The sequence below is a fragment of the Abiotrophia sp. genome, from assembly GCF_057275535.1.
Map to the genome: position 1 here is coordinate 133,742 of NZ_DBHIRJ010000007.1, position 16,927 is coordinate 150,668.

18 protein-coding genes are annotated in these 16,927 nt (G+C 42.5%); all 18 read left to right on the plus strand.

The window, feature by feature from the left end; all coding sequences use genetic code 11:
* Positions 1–18 precede the first annotated feature (18 nt).
* The 18 genes from ACO53F_RS07040 (at position 19) to ACO53F_RS07125 (ending at position 16,527) form a co-directional block, all read left to right on the plus strand.
* Positions 19–1,020 carry a LytTR family DNA-binding domain-containing protein gene (locus ACO53F_RS07040; protein WP_485137867.1) on the plus strand — a complete coding sequence of 334 codons (1,002 nt, stop codon included), beginning with the start codon at positions 19–21 and terminating at the stop codon, positions 1,018–1,020.
* A 159-nt stretch (positions 1,021–1,179) separates the two neighbouring features.
* Complete coding sequence (locus ACO53F_RS07045) at positions 1,180–2,034, plus strand: ABC transporter ATP-binding protein (RefSeq protein ID WP_070756475.1); 855 nt, start codon at positions 1,180–1,182, stop codon at positions 2,032–2,034.
* The gene (locus ACO53F_RS07050; RefSeq protein WP_070756476.1) at positions 2,031–2,762 is read left to right on the plus strand and encodes an ABC transporter permease; all 732 of its coding nucleotides are present in this window, start codon (positions 2,031–2,033) and stop codon (positions 2,760–2,762) included. The genes ACO53F_RS07045 and ACO53F_RS07050 overlap by 4 nt, the downstream gene beginning before the upstream one ends.
* A 386-nt stretch (positions 2,763–3,148) precedes the next feature.
* Positions 3,149–3,448 carry a 30S ribosomal protein S6 gene (gene rpsF, locus ACO53F_RS07055; protein ID WP_485137872.1) on the plus strand — a complete coding sequence of 100 codons (300 nt, stop codon included), beginning with the start codon at positions 3,149–3,151 and terminating at the stop codon, positions 3,446–3,448.
* Between the two features lie 36 nt (positions 3,449–3,484).
* A complete protein-coding gene (gene ssb, locus ACO53F_RS07060) occupies positions 3,485–4,003 on the plus strand; it encodes a single-stranded DNA-binding protein (RefSeq protein ID WP_291427610.1) in 519 nt (172 codons plus the stop codon).
* 22 nt (positions 4,004–4,025) lie between these two features.
* A complete protein-coding gene (gene rpsR, locus ACO53F_RS07065) occupies positions 4,026–4,271 on the plus strand; it encodes a 30S ribosomal protein S18 (RefSeq protein WP_023392587.1) in 246 nt (81 codons plus the stop codon).
* A 319-nt stretch (positions 4,272–4,590) separates the two neighbouring features.
* On the plus strand, positions 4,591–6,405 hold the full coding sequence (locus ACO53F_RS07070; protein ID WP_485137868.1) for a DHH family phosphoesterase: 1,815 nt from the start codon (positions 4,591–4,593) through the stop codon (positions 6,403–6,405).
* Positions 6,402–6,854, plus strand: coding sequence for a 50S ribosomal protein L9 (rplI, locus tag ACO53F_RS07075; protein ID WP_485137869.1), 453 nt, complete (start codon positions 6,402–6,404; stop codon positions 6,852–6,854). Before ACO53F_RS07070 ends, rplI begins: the two co-directional genes overlap by 4 nt.
* 185 nt (positions 6,855–7,039) lie before the next feature.
* Positions 7,040–7,762: a 16S rRNA (guanine(527)-N(7))-methyltransferase RsmG gene (rsmG, locus tag ACO53F_RS07080; RefSeq protein ID WP_298078131.1), complete on the plus strand. Its 723-nt coding sequence runs from the start codon at positions 7,040–7,042 to the stop codon at positions 7,760–7,762.
* Between the two features lie 10 nt (positions 7,763–7,772).
* A complete protein-coding gene (locus ACO53F_RS07085; RefSeq protein WP_298078132.1) occupies positions 7,773–8,534 on the plus strand; it encodes a ParA family protein in 762 nt (253 codons plus the stop codon).
* Positions 8,527–9,420, plus strand: coding sequence for a ParB/RepB/Spo0J family partition protein (locus ACO53F_RS07090; protein ID WP_291429417.1), 894 nt, complete (start codon positions 8,527–8,529; stop codon positions 9,418–9,420). The genes ACO53F_RS07085 and ACO53F_RS07090 overlap by 8 nt, the downstream gene beginning before the upstream one ends.
* An 11-nt stretch (positions 9,421–9,431) precedes the next feature.
* Positions 9,432–9,635 (plus strand): DUF951 domain-containing protein, encoded by a 204-nt coding sequence (locus ACO53F_RS07095; protein ID WP_291454635.1) that lies wholly within the window; start codon positions 9,432–9,434, stop codon positions 9,633–9,635.
* Positions 9,636–9,652: 17 nt separating this feature from the next.
* On the plus strand, positions 9,653–10,753 hold the full coding sequence (ychF, locus tag ACO53F_RS07100; RefSeq protein ID WP_070756487.1) for a redox-regulated ATPase YchF: 1,101 nt from the start codon (positions 9,653–9,655) through the stop codon (positions 10,751–10,753).
* Positions 10,754–10,771: 18 nt separating this feature from the next.
* Positions 10,772–11,512 carry a DUF1129 domain-containing protein gene (locus tag ACO53F_RS07105; RefSeq protein ID WP_298078133.1) on the plus strand — a complete coding sequence of 247 codons (741 nt, stop codon included), beginning with the start codon at positions 10,772–10,774 and terminating at the stop codon, positions 11,510–11,512.
* A 184-nt stretch (positions 11,513–11,696) separates the two neighbouring features.
* Positions 11,697–13,175 (plus strand): IMP dehydrogenase, encoded by a 1,479-nt coding sequence (guaB, locus tag ACO53F_RS07110; protein ID WP_298078134.1) that lies wholly within the window; start codon positions 11,697–11,699, stop codon positions 13,173–13,175.
* 127 nt (positions 13,176–13,302) lie between these two features.
* Positions 13,303–14,001, plus strand: coding sequence for a response regulator transcription factor (locus ACO53F_RS07115; RefSeq protein WP_298078135.1), 699 nt, complete (start codon positions 13,303–13,305; stop codon positions 13,999–14,001).
* Positions 13,991–15,154 carry a sensor histidine kinase gene (locus tag ACO53F_RS07120; protein WP_485137870.1) on the plus strand — a complete coding sequence of 388 codons (1,164 nt, stop codon included), beginning with the start codon at positions 13,991–13,993 and terminating at the stop codon, positions 15,152–15,154. Before ACO53F_RS07115 ends, ACO53F_RS07120 begins: the two co-directional genes overlap by 11 nt.
* An 8-nt stretch (positions 15,155–15,162) precedes the next feature.
* The gene (locus ACO53F_RS07125; RefSeq protein WP_485137871.1) at positions 15,163–16,527 is read left to right on the plus strand and encodes a D-alanyl-D-alanine carboxypeptidase family protein; all 1,365 of its coding nucleotides are present in this window, start codon (positions 15,163–15,165) and stop codon (positions 16,525–16,527) included.
* The last annotated feature ends 400 nt before the right edge of the window (positions 16,528–16,927 follow it).

A 16,927-nucleotide genomic window follows, 5' to 3' on the forward strand; every position in this document is an offset into this window, starting at 1 on the left:
TAAAGGGAGGATGAGCCCATGAAGTTATGTGAATGGCAGGATGTAATGAAGCAATCGCAGAATGGCATGTTACTCAAGGATTTGAATTTTAGTATTGAAGCAAGGCAGCATCTAGGAATCAAATTCACGCAAGATGAACGGCAAATCTTCTACGAACTTTTGGTGGAGCGTGAGCGACCAACGAGCGGTCAAATTAGCCGTAGTTTTAAGACGATGGCAAGTTGCCGCTTAGATGACGGAGTCTATGAAGGTCAGACAGTCAAAGTCGCTATTACCCTTTTTAGTCGTCTGACTGGTTATGCTGGTAATTTGTCAGAGCTCTATGAGGCCTTCGCCTTATCGGATTTAGTAAATTATCGTATCAAGGATTTGACGTCTGATCAGCGTCATCGCTTGCAGTTGCTACGAGCTACTCTTAAGCAACCAGATTTGCTCTACCTAGAAAGTCCCATTTCGCTATTAAGTCATGACGGTGTAGGTCTCTATCTTAAGGCTTTGGATTATATCAAGTCTCTCCCCCTAACCCTCTTGATTACGGCTACCTCGTTAGAAGAATTAGTTCTCCTTAATATCGTGACCTATCGTTACCAGGTTCATGAGGGATTAGAATTGGTAGATGTCTCAGAGGAAGAATCGGATTCAGAAGGTAAGGAAGCAGATGAATTAACCGCTACTGAACTCAACCGCGTCTTTAAAGTTGCCTGCAAACTCAGTGATAAGACTGTTTACTTTAATCCAAATGAAATAGATTATATTGAAAGCATTAATAGTGTATCGACCGTTCAAGTTAATGGCGATTCTTATCCGACTACCATGACTTTGTCTGACTTAGAAGATAAGTTGAAGCACTTCGGCTTCTTCCGTTGTCATCGATCTTATCTGGTTAACCTCCAGCGAATTAACGAATTGGTCTCTTATTCTAAGAATTCTTATACCCTGATTCTCAAGAAACCTAAAGAAACGCTCTTGCCTCTGTCGCGCAGTCGATTGGACTCTTTGCGACAATTAATTGAATTATAGCCATTTCTGAGGTACCACTCAGCCCATTTTTTCCACACTTGGGCCGAGTGGGCCTCTTTTTGACTTTTTGGCCGTACAATTGGGCGATTTTTTACGTCAAAAGTCAAAAGTCGGTGTAGACTATAGTCATCAAAGCAAATACCAGAAGGAGGAAGTCACATGTCACACACATCTGTTATCGAGGTGCGCGACCTCGTCAAACAATTTAAAAATCAAACCGCGCTCAATCATTTAGATTTTTCAGTTGAATCTGGAGAAATTTTTGGATTTTTAGGACCATCAGGTGCAGGTAAAACCACCACTATTAAAATCTTAACTGGTCAACTACTAGCTAGTTCAGGTGAAACTAAATTATTAGGAATAGCAACTGATGCTCTGACCCAAGATATCTATCAGGAAGTCGGAATCGTCACGGATAACTCAGGTCTCTACGAAAATGTTTCTGTCTATCATAATATGAAGTTTTTCGCCGATCTACTTAAGGTTGATAAGAAGCGGATTGATTTCTTACTTGAACGCGTTGGATTGGCTCAAGATAAGAAGAAACTTGCCCGCCGTTTATCGAAAGGGATGCGTCAGCGTCTGGTATTGGCCCGTGCCCTTCTCCATTCACCTAAGGTTCTCTTCCTAGATGAACCAACTTCCGGTTTGGATCCAGCAACTGCTCAAGCCATTCATAAGTTGCTGAAGGAGGTACAGGCTGAAGGAACCACCATCTTCCTAACAACACATAATATGGAAGAAGCGACTAAACTCTGTGATCGAGTGGCTCTCCTCAATGATGGGAAGATTGTCTCGCTCGATACGCCAAGAAATACCTGCTTAAACTTTAAGCGAGAACGCAAGTTAGAAGTAGGCTTAAAAGACAAGAGTCAGGTAGTCATTAATCAAGACCCAGCAGGGATTGCCCAACTGAATGAATGGTTAAGTCAAGACTTGGTCGAAACCATCCATTCCAACGAACCAACTTTAGAAGAAGTATTTATTGCAAAGACAGGGAGAGAATTACTATGATGAACTTACACAAAATCTGGACTATTTCAAAATTCAAAATTTACCAAATCGTTGTTAATATGCAGATTTTACCGATTTTGTTAATGGGTATGATTATGCCGGTTGCTATGAATTTTATCTTGCCTCGAACGGATGAATTTGCTCAAGGAAATGTTCGCAGTATCATGATTATTTCCATGGGTTTCATCTTTATCGCAGGGATGGGAAGTGCCATGACTGGCATGATGAGCTTAGTTGAGGAAAAGGAAAAGAAAACCTTGCGGGTCTTGATGACTTCAACGGTAACCAGCTTAGAATTTCTCATTGCTACCCTACTGCCAACGGTTGTTCTCTTAATGTTACTCAGCTACCTCTTGATTCCTTTATCAGGTATGAGCTTTACTGATTTATCTCTTCTTAAGTATGGGATTGTCAGCCTATCAACCATTGTTTCTGGATCTATTATTGGCTTTATTTCAGGAATTTTTGCTAAAAATTCATCTGAGGCTACAGCCTACAGTATTTTCCCTTTGATGATTTTAATCTTAGTTCCTTTCTATTCCATGTTTAGTGAACCTTTGGCTAAGGTTGCGCCCTATCTATACACTAACTTCTTCTTCAGTTGGGCGCGTAACTTTGCTGATGCTAGCTTGCCTCTGCGAGAAGTCTTAGTAGCTTTAGCTTGGTTATTAGGTCTTAGTTTGGTTTTCGTTCTACTCTATCGTCACAATGGATTAGAAAAAGAATAGGAGGAAACTCTTATGTCATGTACTCGTCCTAATCGGCTAATCAATATGGTTTTACTTGTTGTCCTTCTCTTAAGCCTTTTGATAGAAGTCACGATAGGATCAAGCAACAGCCTTTGGTTCTCCATTTTAGGAAATCCATACTTGCAGTGTGCCATCGCCATGGCCATCATTGGAAACTTTTGTTATAAGTTGTGTCGTCAGGAATGCTAAGTAAGTCTATCCCCCTTTTTGGGGGATATTTTTGTTAATAGACTTATGGGAGATTCTTCTGATTATAGCTTGCAATTATTGCTCTGCTCGCGTATAATTAATAGATGTGAGTATGTGACTATTTCCATACTCTCCTTGCTCTTTATGAGCCAATAGTCCAAAAGGAGGTGCAGTCAATGAGTCAAGCAACTAAATACGAAATCTTGTACATCATCCGTCCTGATTTAACAGATGATGCTAAGAAAGAATTGGTCGAGCGTTTCGATTCAATCTTAACTGAGAACGATACTGAAGTTGTTGAATCGAAAGACTGGGCGAAAAAACGTTTTGCTTACGAAATCAACGACTACAAAGAAGGTATTTACCATATCGTGAATGTTGTCGCTGAAAACGCACAAGGCATTAACGAATTCGACCGTCTTGCGAAAATCAACCGTGACATCTTACGTCACATGATCGTCAAAGTCGAAGCTTAATTGTTTCACGTGAAACATCTTGAGGGAGGAACCAACATGAATACTGTACAATTAGTCGGACGTTTAACCCGTGATGTTGAATTACGTTTTACCTCATCTGGCACTGCAGTCGGTTCTTTTACCATTGCGGTTAACCGTAATTTTACTAACCAACAAGGTGAACGTGAAGCGGACTTCATTTCGTGTGTGATTTGGCGGAAGGCAGCTGAAAACTTAGCTAACTTTACGCGTAAAGGTTCCTTGATTGCTATTGATGGACGTCTTCAAACACGTTCATACGATAACCAACAAGGTCAACGAGTATATGTAACCGAAGTGGTTGTTAACAACTTTGACTTGCTAGAATCTCGTTCTGTAACTGAACAACGCCCTGTCTCTAGTCCAAATACTGATCATCAAGCAGGTGCTTATGGTGCAGGTGGTGGAGGCGGATACCAATCACAGCCACAAATGAATCAAAATAACTATAATCAATCATTTTCTTCATCAAGTACTTCTCCATTCATGGATGAAGGTCACCCAATTGATATTTCTGAAGATGATTTACCATTCTAAGAATTAAGAAGGAGTATGACATATGGCTGAACAACAACAACGCCGTGGCGGCCGTCGCCGTCGTAGAAAAGTATGTTTCTTCTGCGCAAACCATATCGATCATCCTGACTACAAAGACGTAGATTTACTCAAACGTTTCATTTCTGAAAAAGGGAAAATCTTACCACGTCGTGTAACTGGGACTTGCGCGAAGCACCAACGTGCTTTAACCGTTGCTATTAAACGTGCACGGATTATGGGTCTTTTACCATTTACTGTACAAGACTAAGAATTTACTGACTAGAGCCTCGGCTCTAGTCTTTTTTGTTTCACGTGAAACATTCCTCGTCAACTAGAGAAACTAGAATAAATGTGGTAAAATAGAAGAGAATAAAACTACTAGGAGGTGGACAGTGAAAAAAGATAGAATAAGGCAGTTTATAAAACTGTTGGACCGTTCTTCAATGAAGTGGCCAGTATTGTTTTTTACCGTCTTTTATCTCTCTATTATTCTAGCAACCCTTGCTTATATGCCCTGGATAGCACTTCTAATGCTAGTGTTAATGTTCTTATTCATACTGATTGGATTTAATCATTTTGAAGGTTACATGCGATATTTAGAGCAACAGTACTCTAGTGTGGCACCAACCTTGCACTTAGCACAAGAAGATGCCTTGTATCGTGCTCCTATTGCGGTGCTTATCTACAATAATAAGCACGAGGTAGCCTGGGTTAACCCAGAGTTTCAGCATCATTATGGGAATCTACAACTTCTGGGACAGCCACTTGCTAAGTTACATCTAGGTTTAGGAGAAATTATAAACCAAGAAAATCCAGAAAAACAATGGCAAACTATTGAGATAAATCAAAAGTATTACCGTTATCTACATCAGCCGTCCTATCAGGCGATTTACTTTATTGATCAAACGCCTGAACATGAGATGGTAGCTCAAAGAGCGTATGATCGTATAGTCTTTGGCTACTTGCTCATTGACGAATACGATGAATTAGTACAGTCAATGGATGACAGTGAGACTTCGCTCTTTGATGCTAAACTATTAAATGGTTTGCGAGAATGGGCTAATCAATTCAACCTTTATCTCAAACGTTTAGAAGATGATCGATTTTTAGTATTAGCTAATCAAGCAGCCCTAGATGTGTTGGAGAAGGATAAATTCAAAACGCTAGAAAGCATAAAAGAAACAGAAGCTAAACAATCAATCCCTGTATCGATAAGTGTAGGGTTTGCATACTCAGAGGACACCTATTATGGGCTTGATGAACTAGCCAATCAAGCTCAACTTAATGTAGAGTTAGCTTTAGCGCGTGGGGGTGATCAGACTGTAGTTCGCTCACACAACGGTCAAGCCCGTTTCTATGGTGGTAAGTTGAACGTTAACCAAAAACGCTCAATCACACGTTCTAAATTGGTTTATCAGGCCTTGCTGACCTCTGTCGAACAAGCCAACCGTGTGATTATTGCGGGCCATAAATATCCTGATATGGATGCTGTTGCGTCAGCCTTAGGAATTCATAAAATTGTAAGCCAACAGGGTAAATTTGCTAGAATTATCCTTGATCGTCAGGAGTTATCTGATGATGTGGCTCAGCTTCTTGAATTTCCTGCAATCAAGAATGAGGCCTCCAATCTATTCATTAGCTTAGAGGAAGCTCAAGAGATTGTTGATAATCGTACTCTCGTTGTCATGGTAGATCACCACAGACCTAGCTTATCTTCTGCTGGCCCATTAGTGAATGAGCATGAGGTGGTCATCATTGATCATCACCGCCGAAGTGAAGATTTCCCTGCTAAACCAGTCCTAACCTTCATTGAGCCTTATGCCTCATCAACGTCAGAATTAGTTACGGAATTCTTCATCTATATGCGTAACAGTCACGAAACACTGAACAAAACAGAGGCAACAGCTCTCTTAGCTGGTATTATTGTGGACACTAATAACTTTGCCAGTCGAACAGGGTCGAGAACTTTTGATGCAGCAAGTTATCTTAAGTTTCGTGGTGCTAATGAACACTTAATTCAGCAGCTACTTAAGGAAGATCTTAAGCGATTGTTAGAGCGTAACGAGATTATAGCTCAAGCACATTATATCGGCGAAGATATTATTGTAGCTAAGGCTCAAGAGGGAAAAGTTTATGACAATGTGACAGCCTCTCAAGCAGCGGATGTCATGCTGACACTTAAAAAAGTAGAAGCTTCTTTTGTTATATTTGAGCGCCCTGATCAAACAATCGGGATTAGTGCCCGTTCCATGGGTGGGCTTAATGTCCAGACTTTGATGGAAGAAATGGGTGGAGGTGGTCATTTGACGACTGCAGCTACTCAAATTAAAGATTCAAGTCTTGAGCAAGTCTACCAAGACTTACTGGAGATTATTCAACGAAATAAGGAGGAAAGTCAATGAAAGTAATCTTACTACAAGACGTCAAAAAACAAGGAAAAAAAGGTCAATTGATTGAAGTATCGGAAGGTTATGGGCGTAACTTTTTAATCAAGAATGGATTGGCTAAATTAGCAGATAATGCCGCAGTTAATCAATTAAATGCCGAAAATAAAGCTAAGGCACGTTTAGAAGCTGAGGAATTAGCCCAAGCTAAAGTACTTAAAGAAAAGTTGGAAGACGAAAAGACTGTCATTGTAATTAAAGCTAAATCAGGGGCTGATGGTAGACTTTTTGGGACCATCCCATCTAAGCAAATCGCTGAAGAACTGAAGAAGCAATATGACCTCAGCATCGATAAACGTAAAATCCAACTAGAGCAGAACTTGGCTTCCTTAGGTTACCATCACGTAGAAGCTAAGCTACACCATGAGGTAACTGCTAAGCTTAATGTCCATGTTGTAGAAGCTTAATCTATATCTCTAAAGAGACTGCGCAAGCCAGTCTCTTTTTTGTTTCACGTGAAACATTCGAAGGCATCAGAGTCGAAAAATAGCATCTATCAGTTGCTATTTTTCTGTATATGAGGTAAAGTTAATAGTGGTTGTGAAACTTTTTTGTTTCACGGATAATTCACAAGAAAGAAGGCTCTCTATCCATGAATCCAGAGACATTTATTGCCCAATGCGCCGCCCATGGACTAGTGCTGAATGACCAGCAAATCGCCCAATTTGAGCGCTATTATCAACTCTTGGTTGAGTGGAATGAGAAGATGAACTTGACGGCCATCACCCAACGTGAGGAAGTCTACCTGAAACATTTTTACGACTGCTTAATGGTTCTATGGAATATGCCCTTGGATAATTATGCCCTCCAACTCTGTGATGTTGGGGCAGGTGCAGGATTTCCAAGTATCCCATTAAAAATCGCTCATCCGGAACTGCAAGTGACTATCGTCGACTCACTCCAGAAGCGTCTGACTTTTATTGATCATCTGGCTCAGGAACTTGACCTAGAAGGGGTAACTTGTGTCCATGGGCGTGCGGAAGACCTAGGGCAGAACCCTGCCTATCGAGGTCAGTTTGACTTAGTAACAGCTCGGGCGGTCGCAAGCCTTAATGTTCTAGCAGAATACTGCCTTCCTTTAGTTAAGATTGGAGGTCAGTTTTTGGCATTGAAAGCACAGAAGTCAGACCAGGAGCTGGAAGAAGCAGGAGCAGCCATTCGTGTTCTAGGTGCCAAGCTAATCAAGGTAACGGAAGACCAGTTGCCAGTTGAGTCAGCAGACCGTCGTTATATTCTGATTCAAAAAACAAAAGAGACGCCTAATAAGTATCCACGCAAGGCAGGTAAACCTGCCAAAAATCCAATAAAAGCCTAGGAGGTAAGCTATGGGAAGAATGATTGCAATCGGAAATCAGAAGGGTGGCGTTGGTAAAACAACGACTACCGTCAACTTGGGTGCTGCCTTGGCTTTTCAAGGAAAGAAAGTCCTGATTATTGATATGGACTCGCAGGGGAATGCAACCAGTGGTTTGGGGATTGAACGGGCTGATGTTAAGCAAAGTGTCTACGAAGTCCTAGTTGATCAAATTGAAGCTGCGGGAGCTATCTTGCCAACTTCTCGTGAGAATCTCTGGATTTTACCGTCTACCCTCCAATTAGCAGGTGCAGAGATTGAACTTGCAACAGCAGACTACCGCGAATCAAGGCTCAAACAGGCTATTGAACCTATCAAGGCTGACTACGATTATATTTTAGTAGACTGTCCACCATCATTAGGCCAGTTATCGCTCAATGCTTTTACAGCAAGTGATACCATCTTGATTCCAGTACAGTGTGAATACTATGCCTTAGAAGGTTTGAGCCAGCTATTGAACACTATTCGCTTGGTTCAACGTACCTATAATAAGAACTTCCGAATTGAAGGTGTACTCTTGACCATGTTGGATGCTCGAACCAATTTGGGTTATGAAGTGGTTGAAGAAGTGCGTAAATATTTCCAAGAAAAAGTCTATCGGACTATTATTACGCGTAATGTCCGGCTCTCTGAAGCACCATCCTATGGTCAGTCAGTCATTGACTATGATCCAAAATCTCGTGGGGCAGAGATGTATATGGACTTAGCCAAGGAGGTGGCTGCAAATGGCTAATAAACCAAAACCTAAGCAAAAACGAAGTGGTTTGGGTCGGGGCATGGATGCCTTATTTACCCCTTTAGAAGAAACTCCATCTGAGTTCGAACAAGTTGAGGAAATCAGCTTAGAGGCTATTCGTCCTAACCCTCATCAGCCACGTAAGCATTTTAATGAAGAGGCCCTGAATGAATTGGCTGACTCCATTCGGAATAATGGCGTCTTCCAACCTATCATCGTCCGTAAGTCAGCCATCAAAGGCTATGAACTAGTAGCCGGCGAACGTCGGGTTAGAGCTAGTCGTCTAGCAGGGCTCACCACCATCCCGGCCATTGTCCGTCAACTTGATGAGCGGGTAATGATTGAGATTGCCGTCCTGGAAAACTTGCAACGGGAAGATTTGAGTCCACTGGAAGAGGCGGAAGCCTACGACATGCTCATGAATAAGTTGAATCTTACCCAGGCAGAAGTGGCTGAACGTATGGGTAAGAGCCGGCCTTATATTGCCAATTATCTACGCCTCTTAACTTTACCAGATGAAGTGAAGAAATTGGTTCAAAAAGAAGCACTATCTATGGGTCAAGCCAGAACCCTTCTGTCACTTAAGGATAAGAAGCAGTTGGTGACTCTAGCGCAACGTGTCATCAAAGAACAACTGACAGTTCGTCAGTTAGAAGACTTGGTACAACAACTCAATGAGAAGTCCCAAGCCAAACAAATCAAAAAGACCAAGAAAGCAGACAAAAAGCCATCTTATATCTTAGCTTGCGAGCAAAAACTGCAAGAACGCTTCGGCACCATGGCCTTGATTCAACAGCGGGGTGACAAGGGTAAGATTGAGATTGAATATATGGATGAATCTGACCTCATGCGTATCCTAGATTTGCTACAAATTCAAGCCTAGGAGGAAACCATATGCAAAAAGATTATGATCTTCATGACATTATCGAGATGAAAAAGCCCCACGCCTGCCAAACCAACCGTTGGCAAATTATCCGTATGGGCATGGACATCCGAATCAAATGCTGTCACTGCGGACATATTGTGACCTTAACCCGGCGTGACTTTGAAAAACGACTTAAGAAAATTAAAGAAAAAGCGCCCGAAAAATCTAGCTAAAGAAAGAGTGAATGACATTGGCATTAACAGCCGGTATTGTAGGTCTTCCTAACGTTGGAAAATCTACCCTATTCAATGCAATTACAAAAGCAGGTGTCGAAGCGGCTAACTATCCCTTCGCTACCATCGATCCAAACGTCGGAATTGTTGAAGTTCCTGATCAACGTCTGATTGAAATTACCAAACTAGTTAAACCTAAAAAGACGGTACCAACCGCAATCGAATTTACCGATATTGCCGGGATTGTAAAAGGCGCAAGCCGTGGTGAGGGGCTGGGTAACAAGTTCTTAAGCCATATTCGCCAAGTTGACGCCATTTGTCACGTGGTCCGTTGTTTTGCCGATGGCAATATTACGCATGTTTCAGGCAAGGTAGATCCACTTTCAGATATTGAGACTATTAACCTAGAATTGATTCTGGCCGATTTGGAAACCATCGATAAGCGTATTGGACGTGTAGCCAAACTAGCTAAATCTAAAGATAAGGATGCAGTAGCGGAATTAGAGGTTCTAGAAAAGTTAAAAGCTGCGCTAGAAGACAATCAACTGGCTAACTCTGTTGACTTCTACGATGAGCAACTACCTTATGTCCGTAACCTCTTCCTTTTGACGCGTAAAAAGATGCTTTACGTTGCCAATATTGGTGAAGATGAGGTGGTGGACCCGTCTGATAATCCTTATTTGGCTCAGGTTCGTGAATTAGCAGCTAGCCAAGGTGCAGATGTCGTGCCTATTTGTGCGCGTCTGGAAGAAGAAATTGCTGAATTGGATGATGAAGAAAAAGCTGTCTTCTTAGAAGACTTTGGTTTGCAAGAATCAGGTTTGGACCGTCTTATCCAACATGTCTATAGCCTCTTAGGACTAGCCACTTACTTTACGGCTGGGGAACAAGAAGTTCGGGCCTGGACCTTCAAACAGGGTATGAAAGCACCACAAGCTGCTGGGATTATTCACTCTGACTTTGAACGTGGCTTCATTCGAGCTGAGACAGTCTCTTATCAAGATTTAGTCACTTACCAAAGTATGCAAGCTGCCAAAGAGGCCGGTCGTGTACGGTCAGAAGGTAAAGAATACGTCGTACAAGATGGCGACATTATGCTGTTCCGCTTTAATGTATAGCCTATAGGAGGAAGAATCATGACTGAAGAAATTAAACAAACAGAGCAAGTAGAGACGGAAGCAGAAGTTGCAGTTGAGGAGGCTTCTGCCAGCTTAACAGAGTCAGAAATTTTTGGCCGTTTAACCAAACGCAATCAACAATACATGTTGACCCTAGACAGAAACTTAGCAGCGGCTAATCTAACCGAATCCATTCGTCAACAAATCTACCAAGAAATGTGCGAAACCTTGGAAGAAGGCCAACAGACAGGTCAGACTGCCCGTCAATTATACGGCACGCCGACTGAATGTACGGCTGTCATCTTAGAACAACAGTTTCCTAGTGATGACGAAGGCGAGCGCTCGGCCGATTGGAAGATTGCCCTCGATGGTGGTTTGTTGTTGGGATCTGTCTTTACTTTGATTACGGGCTTCTCACTTATGAGACAAGGGCAAAATAGTGAAGCAACCATTAACAATATGGGCTTAATCACCTTAATTGTTAACTACTTAGTTGCAGGGATTGCTATGCTGATTGTGTCCAAGGTACTACCAGACATGGATGCGCCTAAAGGCAAGCGTGGCTACTTTAAATACTTCTCTGTGTCTTCTCTGGCCATGCTAGGGTGGATTGTTGCTGTCAGCATCTCGAGCGTCATCTTCCCAACGGCTATTAACCCAGTCTTTCCATATGATATCTACTTCATTATAGGGGGCTTAACCTTCCTCTTGCGCTTCTATCTCAAAAAGCGGTGGAATATTAAGGGTGGCCTTTTCTAACAAAATTGAAAGACCGATTCAGTCCCAAACTGAGTCGGTTTTTTAGTATGCAAGATCTAGGAGATTAAAGTAAAGCAACAAGATTAGAATTTAAAAAGAATGAGCCTTTAGGCTTGCTCCTAAGGGGCGAAAGTGGTATTTTATTAAAAATAACTGTTGCCGAGAAGTAAAAGGAGGAAATAGAATGTCAGGTTGGGAAACAAAATTTGTACGTGAAGGATACACATTTGACGATGTCTTGCTGGTGCCAGCGCGCAGCGAGGTATTACCAAATGATGTGGATTTAAGAGTTGAGTTAGCGCCTAATCTAAAATTGAATATTCCTATTATTAGTGCCAGTATGGATACTGTGACGGATTCGACCATGGCAATCGCTATGGCCCGCCAAGGTGGACTGGGTGTCATCCATAAAAACATGTCCATTCAAGAACAGGCTGAAGAAGTTCGTAAGGTAAAACGTTCAGAAAATGGCGTCATCATCGATCCTTTCTATTTAACACCTGACAATACGATTGAGGATGCGGAAGAATTAATGAGCCGTTATCGGATTAGTGGGGTACCGATTGTAGAGAGCCTTGAAAGCCGTAAGTTAGTCGGGATTATTACCAACCGTGACCTCCGTTTCATTCCAGATTATAGCCATAAGATTGTGGAATACATGACGCATGAAAAATTGGTAACCGCTCCGGTTGGGACGACCCTAGAAGAGGCAGAAAAGATTCTTCATCAACACCGGATTGAAAAATTGCCAATCGTTGATGAGTCTGGTCGTCTATCAGGCTTAATCACCATTAAAGATATTGAGAAAGTCATTCAATTCCCTAACTCTGCCAAGGATCAACACGGTCGCCTTTTAGTTGCAGCGGCTGTAGGGATTACCAGTGATACTTTCGATCGTGCAAGTGCCCTAATTGCTGAACAAGTGGACGCTTTGGTCATCGATACTGCCCATGGCCACAGTGCTGGGGTTATCCGTAAGATTAAGGAAATTCGTGAGACCTTCCCAGATGTCACCATCATTGCTGGTAACGTGGCAACTGCTCAAGCCACTCGTGACCTCTTTGAAGTAGGGGTAGATGTCGTTAAAGTCGGGATTGGACCAGGTTCTATCTGTACCACCCGGGTTGTAGCCGGTGTTGGTGTACCTCAGTTAACTGCTATCTATGACTGTGCGACAGCTGCCAAAGAATACGGCAAAGCCATTATTGCGGATGGTGGGATTAAGTATTCAGGGGATATCGTTAAAGCCCTTGCCGCTGGCGGCCATGCGGTCATGCTAGGGAGCATGTTGGCTGGTACGGACGAGTCACCAGGCGAATTCGAAATCTACCAAGGCCGTCGATTCAAGGTTTATCGTGGTATGGGGAGCTTGGCTTCTATGGAAAAGGGGTCAAGTGACCGTTACTTCCAAGCAACTAACGAAGCCAACAAACGTGTACCTGAAGGGATTGAAGGTCGCGTTGCCTACAAGGGAAGCGTAGCAGATATTGTTTTCCAAATGATTGGAGGCCTTCGCTCAGGTATGGGCTATTGTGGAACACCAAATCTCCAAGCCCTACGTGAAGACGCGCAATTTATCCGCATGAGTGGTGCAGGTTTGATTGAGTCTCACCCACACGACGTTCAAATCACCAAAGAATCACCTAACTACTCACGCAGCTAAAGCTTTTAAATGAGATGCCCCTAGGGGCATCTTTTCTTTGTCTATAACTTTTAATAAAACTTAAGACACAAGGCATCTGGATTGATGTATAATGAAGGAGACTTGATAAGAAAGTGAGGACAGCAAGATGCGAATTTTGGTAGCAGATGACGATCGCGAAATTGTCGAATTACTCAATATTTATCTTCATAATGAAGGTTACGACGTGATTAAGGCCTACAACGGCCATCAAGCCCTCAGTTACATAAAAAATGATGTGGACCATGAAATCGGCTTAATCATCCTAGACATTATGATGCCAAAAGTCGATGGTATGCAGGTCCTAGATAAGTTACGTGCCGCAAATTATGAGACGCCTGTCTTAATGTTGAGCGCCAAAAGTTCAGATCAAGACAAGATTCAAGGACTGACCAGTGGGGCTGATGACTATGTCACCAAGCCATTCAACCCATTAGAAATTATTGCGCGGGTCAAATCCATCTTGCGTCGCCAGTCCACTTACCAGAAGGAAGCGGCCGAGCCAGATGTGATTGAGATTGGCCCTTTAATTATTCGACGCGCTTCTCACGAAGTAAAGACCTTAACGGATAAGGACATTCAGCTGACGGCTTTAGAATTTGGCATTCTCTATCTTTTGGCTAGCCATCCCAACCAAGTCTTTAGTGCTGAAGAAATATTTGAAGCCGTTTGGAACCAAGAAAGTATTGTGTCAGCAAAGACGGTTATGGTCCATGTCAGCCATTTGCGGGATAAGATTGAAGCGGCCACAGAAGGTGAACGTGTCATTCAAACCGTATGGGGAGTAGGTTATAAGATTGAAGGATAAGGATAAAAAATCGCCTCAACAACTAAGCATGCGCTTGACGAGAAGCGAGCGGAGCGAACTCATCGTAGAGGCCATTATTACCATGAGTTTAATCTTCTTACTCTATCTCAGCGCTCTCTTGATCTATCGCCAAGCCATTGATTATAAATTAAACTTCTTTGGCCTAGATACCACGCTACGCCATATGCTAGGCTTAACACGCCAGCAAATTATTGTCTCCGTCTATATTTTTTCTCTTGCCTCCTGTGTGGTTGCGGTGATTGTCACCAATTGGCGAGTTAAGCGACGCATTAATCAAATGAAGTTAGCCCATATTCTGGACTATCTTAAGTACATCGCTCAGGGGCATTATGAGATTCGTATTCCTCAGACTGACTTAGGTGAGATGGATGAAGTTGTCAGTTCAATCAATCATTTGGTAGATAGCACGGTTAAGGCTATTGAAGAAGAACGGAAGATTGAAAAGTCCAAGGATGAGCTCATTACTAATATTGGGCATGATATCCGTACGCCTTTGACTTCTGTCATAGGTTACCTAGGTTTGATTGAGAACCAACAATATCATAGTCAGGAAGAACTAGCCCGTTATGCCCACGTTGCCTATCGGAAGGCCCAACAGATGCAGAGCTTGGTTCAGGATCTCTTTACTTATACAGCTACTCGTCAGACGACAACGGAAATCAGACCAGTTCAGGTTCAGGTGCTACGTTTTATGGAGCAGTTAGTGGCTGACTTCGAACTCAATGCCAGAGAAAAAGCCATTGAACTACGCTTGGATATCCGGCCGCAGAACTTGCTTGCTAGCTTTGATGTCGATAAAATGGCGCGAGTTTTCCATAACCTTTTATCCAACGCGCTTAAATATGGTGCTGGCGCACATTATATTGAGTTATTAGCCTATCAAGAGCAAGACTACATTTATTTTAAAGTTAAAAACGACGGACAAGCGCTTGATAAGACTGAACTAGAAGATATTTTTCAAAGAAGCTATCGGGCGGATCAGTCACGTAGCGCTAACCAACCTGGAACAGGCTTAGGATTAGCAATCGTCCGTAATATCGTCGAACTTCACCATGGCCGTGTTTATGCCACGGTAGAAGGGAAAGAAACAATTTTTACTATTGAAATCCCCCAAAAATCCCCCCAACAATAAGGTGTACTATGAAAAAACGTAATTTCTTCCTAGCCTTTTTAGGTCTATGGCTAGGGCTACAGGCTTTAGCCACAACTGCTATTCAAGCAGTTGGAACAGAGCCGAATCTCAACGCTCAGTCTGCGATTGCGGTAGATGCGGCTAGTGGGCAAATTTTATATCAGAAGAATCCAATGGCACTATTAGAAGTAGGAAATTTGACCAAGCTACTTAGTTTGCTGATCATCTATGATGCGCTAGACCAAGAGAGCATTCATTTAGATGATCGTGTGACCCTATCTGATGAGGCTTATGCCCTGAGTCAGAATTATGAATTGTCCAATGTACCCTTACGACAAGACTTGGATTACTCTGTCGCCGAACTTTTAGAGGCGGTGGAAATTGGCTCTGCTAACGGGGCTCTCCTAGCCCTAGCCGAATATACAGCCGGAAGCAAAGAAGCTTTCCAAGACTTAATGCAAGCCAAGGTTCAATCCATATTAGCGGATTCAGATAAGATTGATGAGGTTGACCGAGCAGAGTGGCAGGCCCTAGTTCCTGAGCTTGTTAATCTAACGGGCCTTGTAGAACAAGAAGAAGGTGTGGCAAGCAAGCAGCAGAATAAGCTCAATGCTATCATTCTAGCAGCTATAAGCTACCAATTAGTCAGTCGCCATCCTGAACTGTTAGACAATACTAAAATAGATGCTAAGCTCTTCCGTCAAGGAACTGATGATCAGTTCGAGATGCATAACAGCAACCAAATGTTAGCCGGCCAAGCCTATGAATATGACCAAGTTGATGGGCTACTAAGTGCCGCGACAGTTCATGATGGCTATGGAACGGTCCAGACCATGGCGCGCAATAATTTTCGCGTTATTGTCCTCACATTAGGAAATAGCGAGTCAGCTCAAAGCTATCATGATAGTAAGAAACTGTTAGATTATGTATATGGGACCTATCAGCTTAAACGCCTTATCTCTACAGGAGATTCGGTCACGCAACTTACTCAATTGCTAGCACTCGATGGTGAACCTGAACAAGTGAAGGCCTATTATGGCGAAAACTTAGACCTTGCGATTCCTATCGTTGATACCACGCCTCGCATTGATTATCTCTTTGAGCCAGATTCTAACCTGGTGACAGCCATTGACAACGGGTGGAATATTCAGGCGCCGCAAGCAGGAGGTCAGTCAATCGGGCAGGTGCAGGCTTCGATTAAGCACCATGCAATGCAGTTCCTTCCTACAAGTAAGACCAATCGTGTCAGTGTTAAGCTCAGCCATGACATTAAGGAAGCAGGTGTCATGGCGAAATTCTGGCGAGGGCTTGGCCGTTTCTTCAGTGGCCTAGCAGAAGGAATTCGGCAGTTCTTTACCAGACTATTCAATTAATTTTGAAGGGGAAGCTGCAGGGCTTCCCCTTTAATATATTGAATAGGCAATATATTGTGGTAACGACACAGTGGCTTAAACAATAAAATAAAGAGAATAGCCATATGGAGCCAAAGGCAAAGTGGTTAAGAAAAAAGAATTACAGCACTATATTTAGGGAAGACTAAAAATTAAAACTACTAGATATAGTAGGTGGAGAAAAAGTTAATAAAAGGCGAAAAAAATGTAGGGAAAGTATTGACGAAAAGAAGGATTCGTGCTAATATATAGAAGTTGTCACGTGGAGACAACAAGCACATTGAAAACTAAACAAAGACACACCAAGAATGTGAGGGTCATCGAGGTAAACTTGATGAACAACCAACAATTCGGCAGCAGACAAGCTGGGTAAAAAACAAGC

Coding starts and splice junctions, on each gene's coding strand:
- guaB (WP_298078134.1), top strand. CDS start 11,697: ATGTCAGGTTGGGAAACAAAATTTGTACGTGAAGGATACACATTTGAC.
- ACO53F_RS07050 (WP_070756476.1), top strand. CDS start 2,031: ATGATGAACTTACACAAAATCTGGACTATTTCAAAATTCAAAATTTAC.
- ACO53F_RS07090 (WP_291429417.1), top strand. CDS start 8,527: ATGGCTAATAAACCAAAACCTAAGCAAAAACGAAGTGGTTTGGGTCGG.
- ACO53F_RS07070 (WP_485137868.1), top strand. CDS start 4,591: ATGCGATATTTAGAGCAACAGTACTCTAGTGTGGCACCAACCTTGCAC.
- ACO53F_RS07125 (WP_485137871.1), top strand. CDS start 15,163: ATGAAAAAACGTAATTTCTTCCTAGCCTTTTTAGGTCTATGGCTAGGG.
- rpsR (WP_023392587.1), top strand. CDS start 4,026: ATGGCTGAACAACAACAACGCCGTGGCGGCCGTCGCCGTCGTAGAAAA.
- rsmG (WP_298078131.1), top strand. CDS start 7,040: ATGAATCCAGAGACATTTATTGCCCAATGCGCCGCCCATGGACTAGTG.
- ACO53F_RS07040 (WP_485137867.1), top strand. CDS start 19: ATGAAGTTATGTGAATGGCAGGATGTAATGAAGCAATCGCAGAATGGC.
- rpsF (WP_485137872.1), top strand. CDS start 3,149: ATGAGTCAAGCAACTAAATACGAAATCTTGTACATCATCCGTCCTGAT.
- ACO53F_RS07115 (WP_298078135.1), top strand. CDS start 13,303: ATGCGAATTTTGGTAGCAGATGACGATCGCGAAATTGTCGAATTACTC.
- rplI (WP_485137869.1), top strand. CDS start 6,402: ATGAAAGTAATCTTACTACAAGACGTCAAAAAACAAGGAAAAAAAGGT.
- ACO53F_RS07095 (WP_291454635.1), top strand. CDS start 9,432: ATGCAAAAAGATTATGATCTTCATGACATTATCGAGATGAAAAAGCCC.
- ACO53F_RS07045 (WP_070756475.1), top strand. CDS start 1,180: ATGTCACACACATCTGTTATCGAGGTGCGCGACCTCGTCAAACAATTT.
- ACO53F_RS07105 (WP_298078133.1), top strand. CDS start 10,772: ATGACTGAAGAAATTAAACAAACAGAGCAAGTAGAGACGGAAGCAGAA.
- ssb (WP_291427610.1), top strand. CDS start 3,485: ATGAATACTGTACAATTAGTCGGACGTTTAACCCGTGATGTTGAATTA.
- ACO53F_RS07085 (WP_298078132.1), top strand. CDS start 7,773: ATGGGAAGAATGATTGCAATCGGAAATCAGAAGGGTGGCGTTGGTAAA.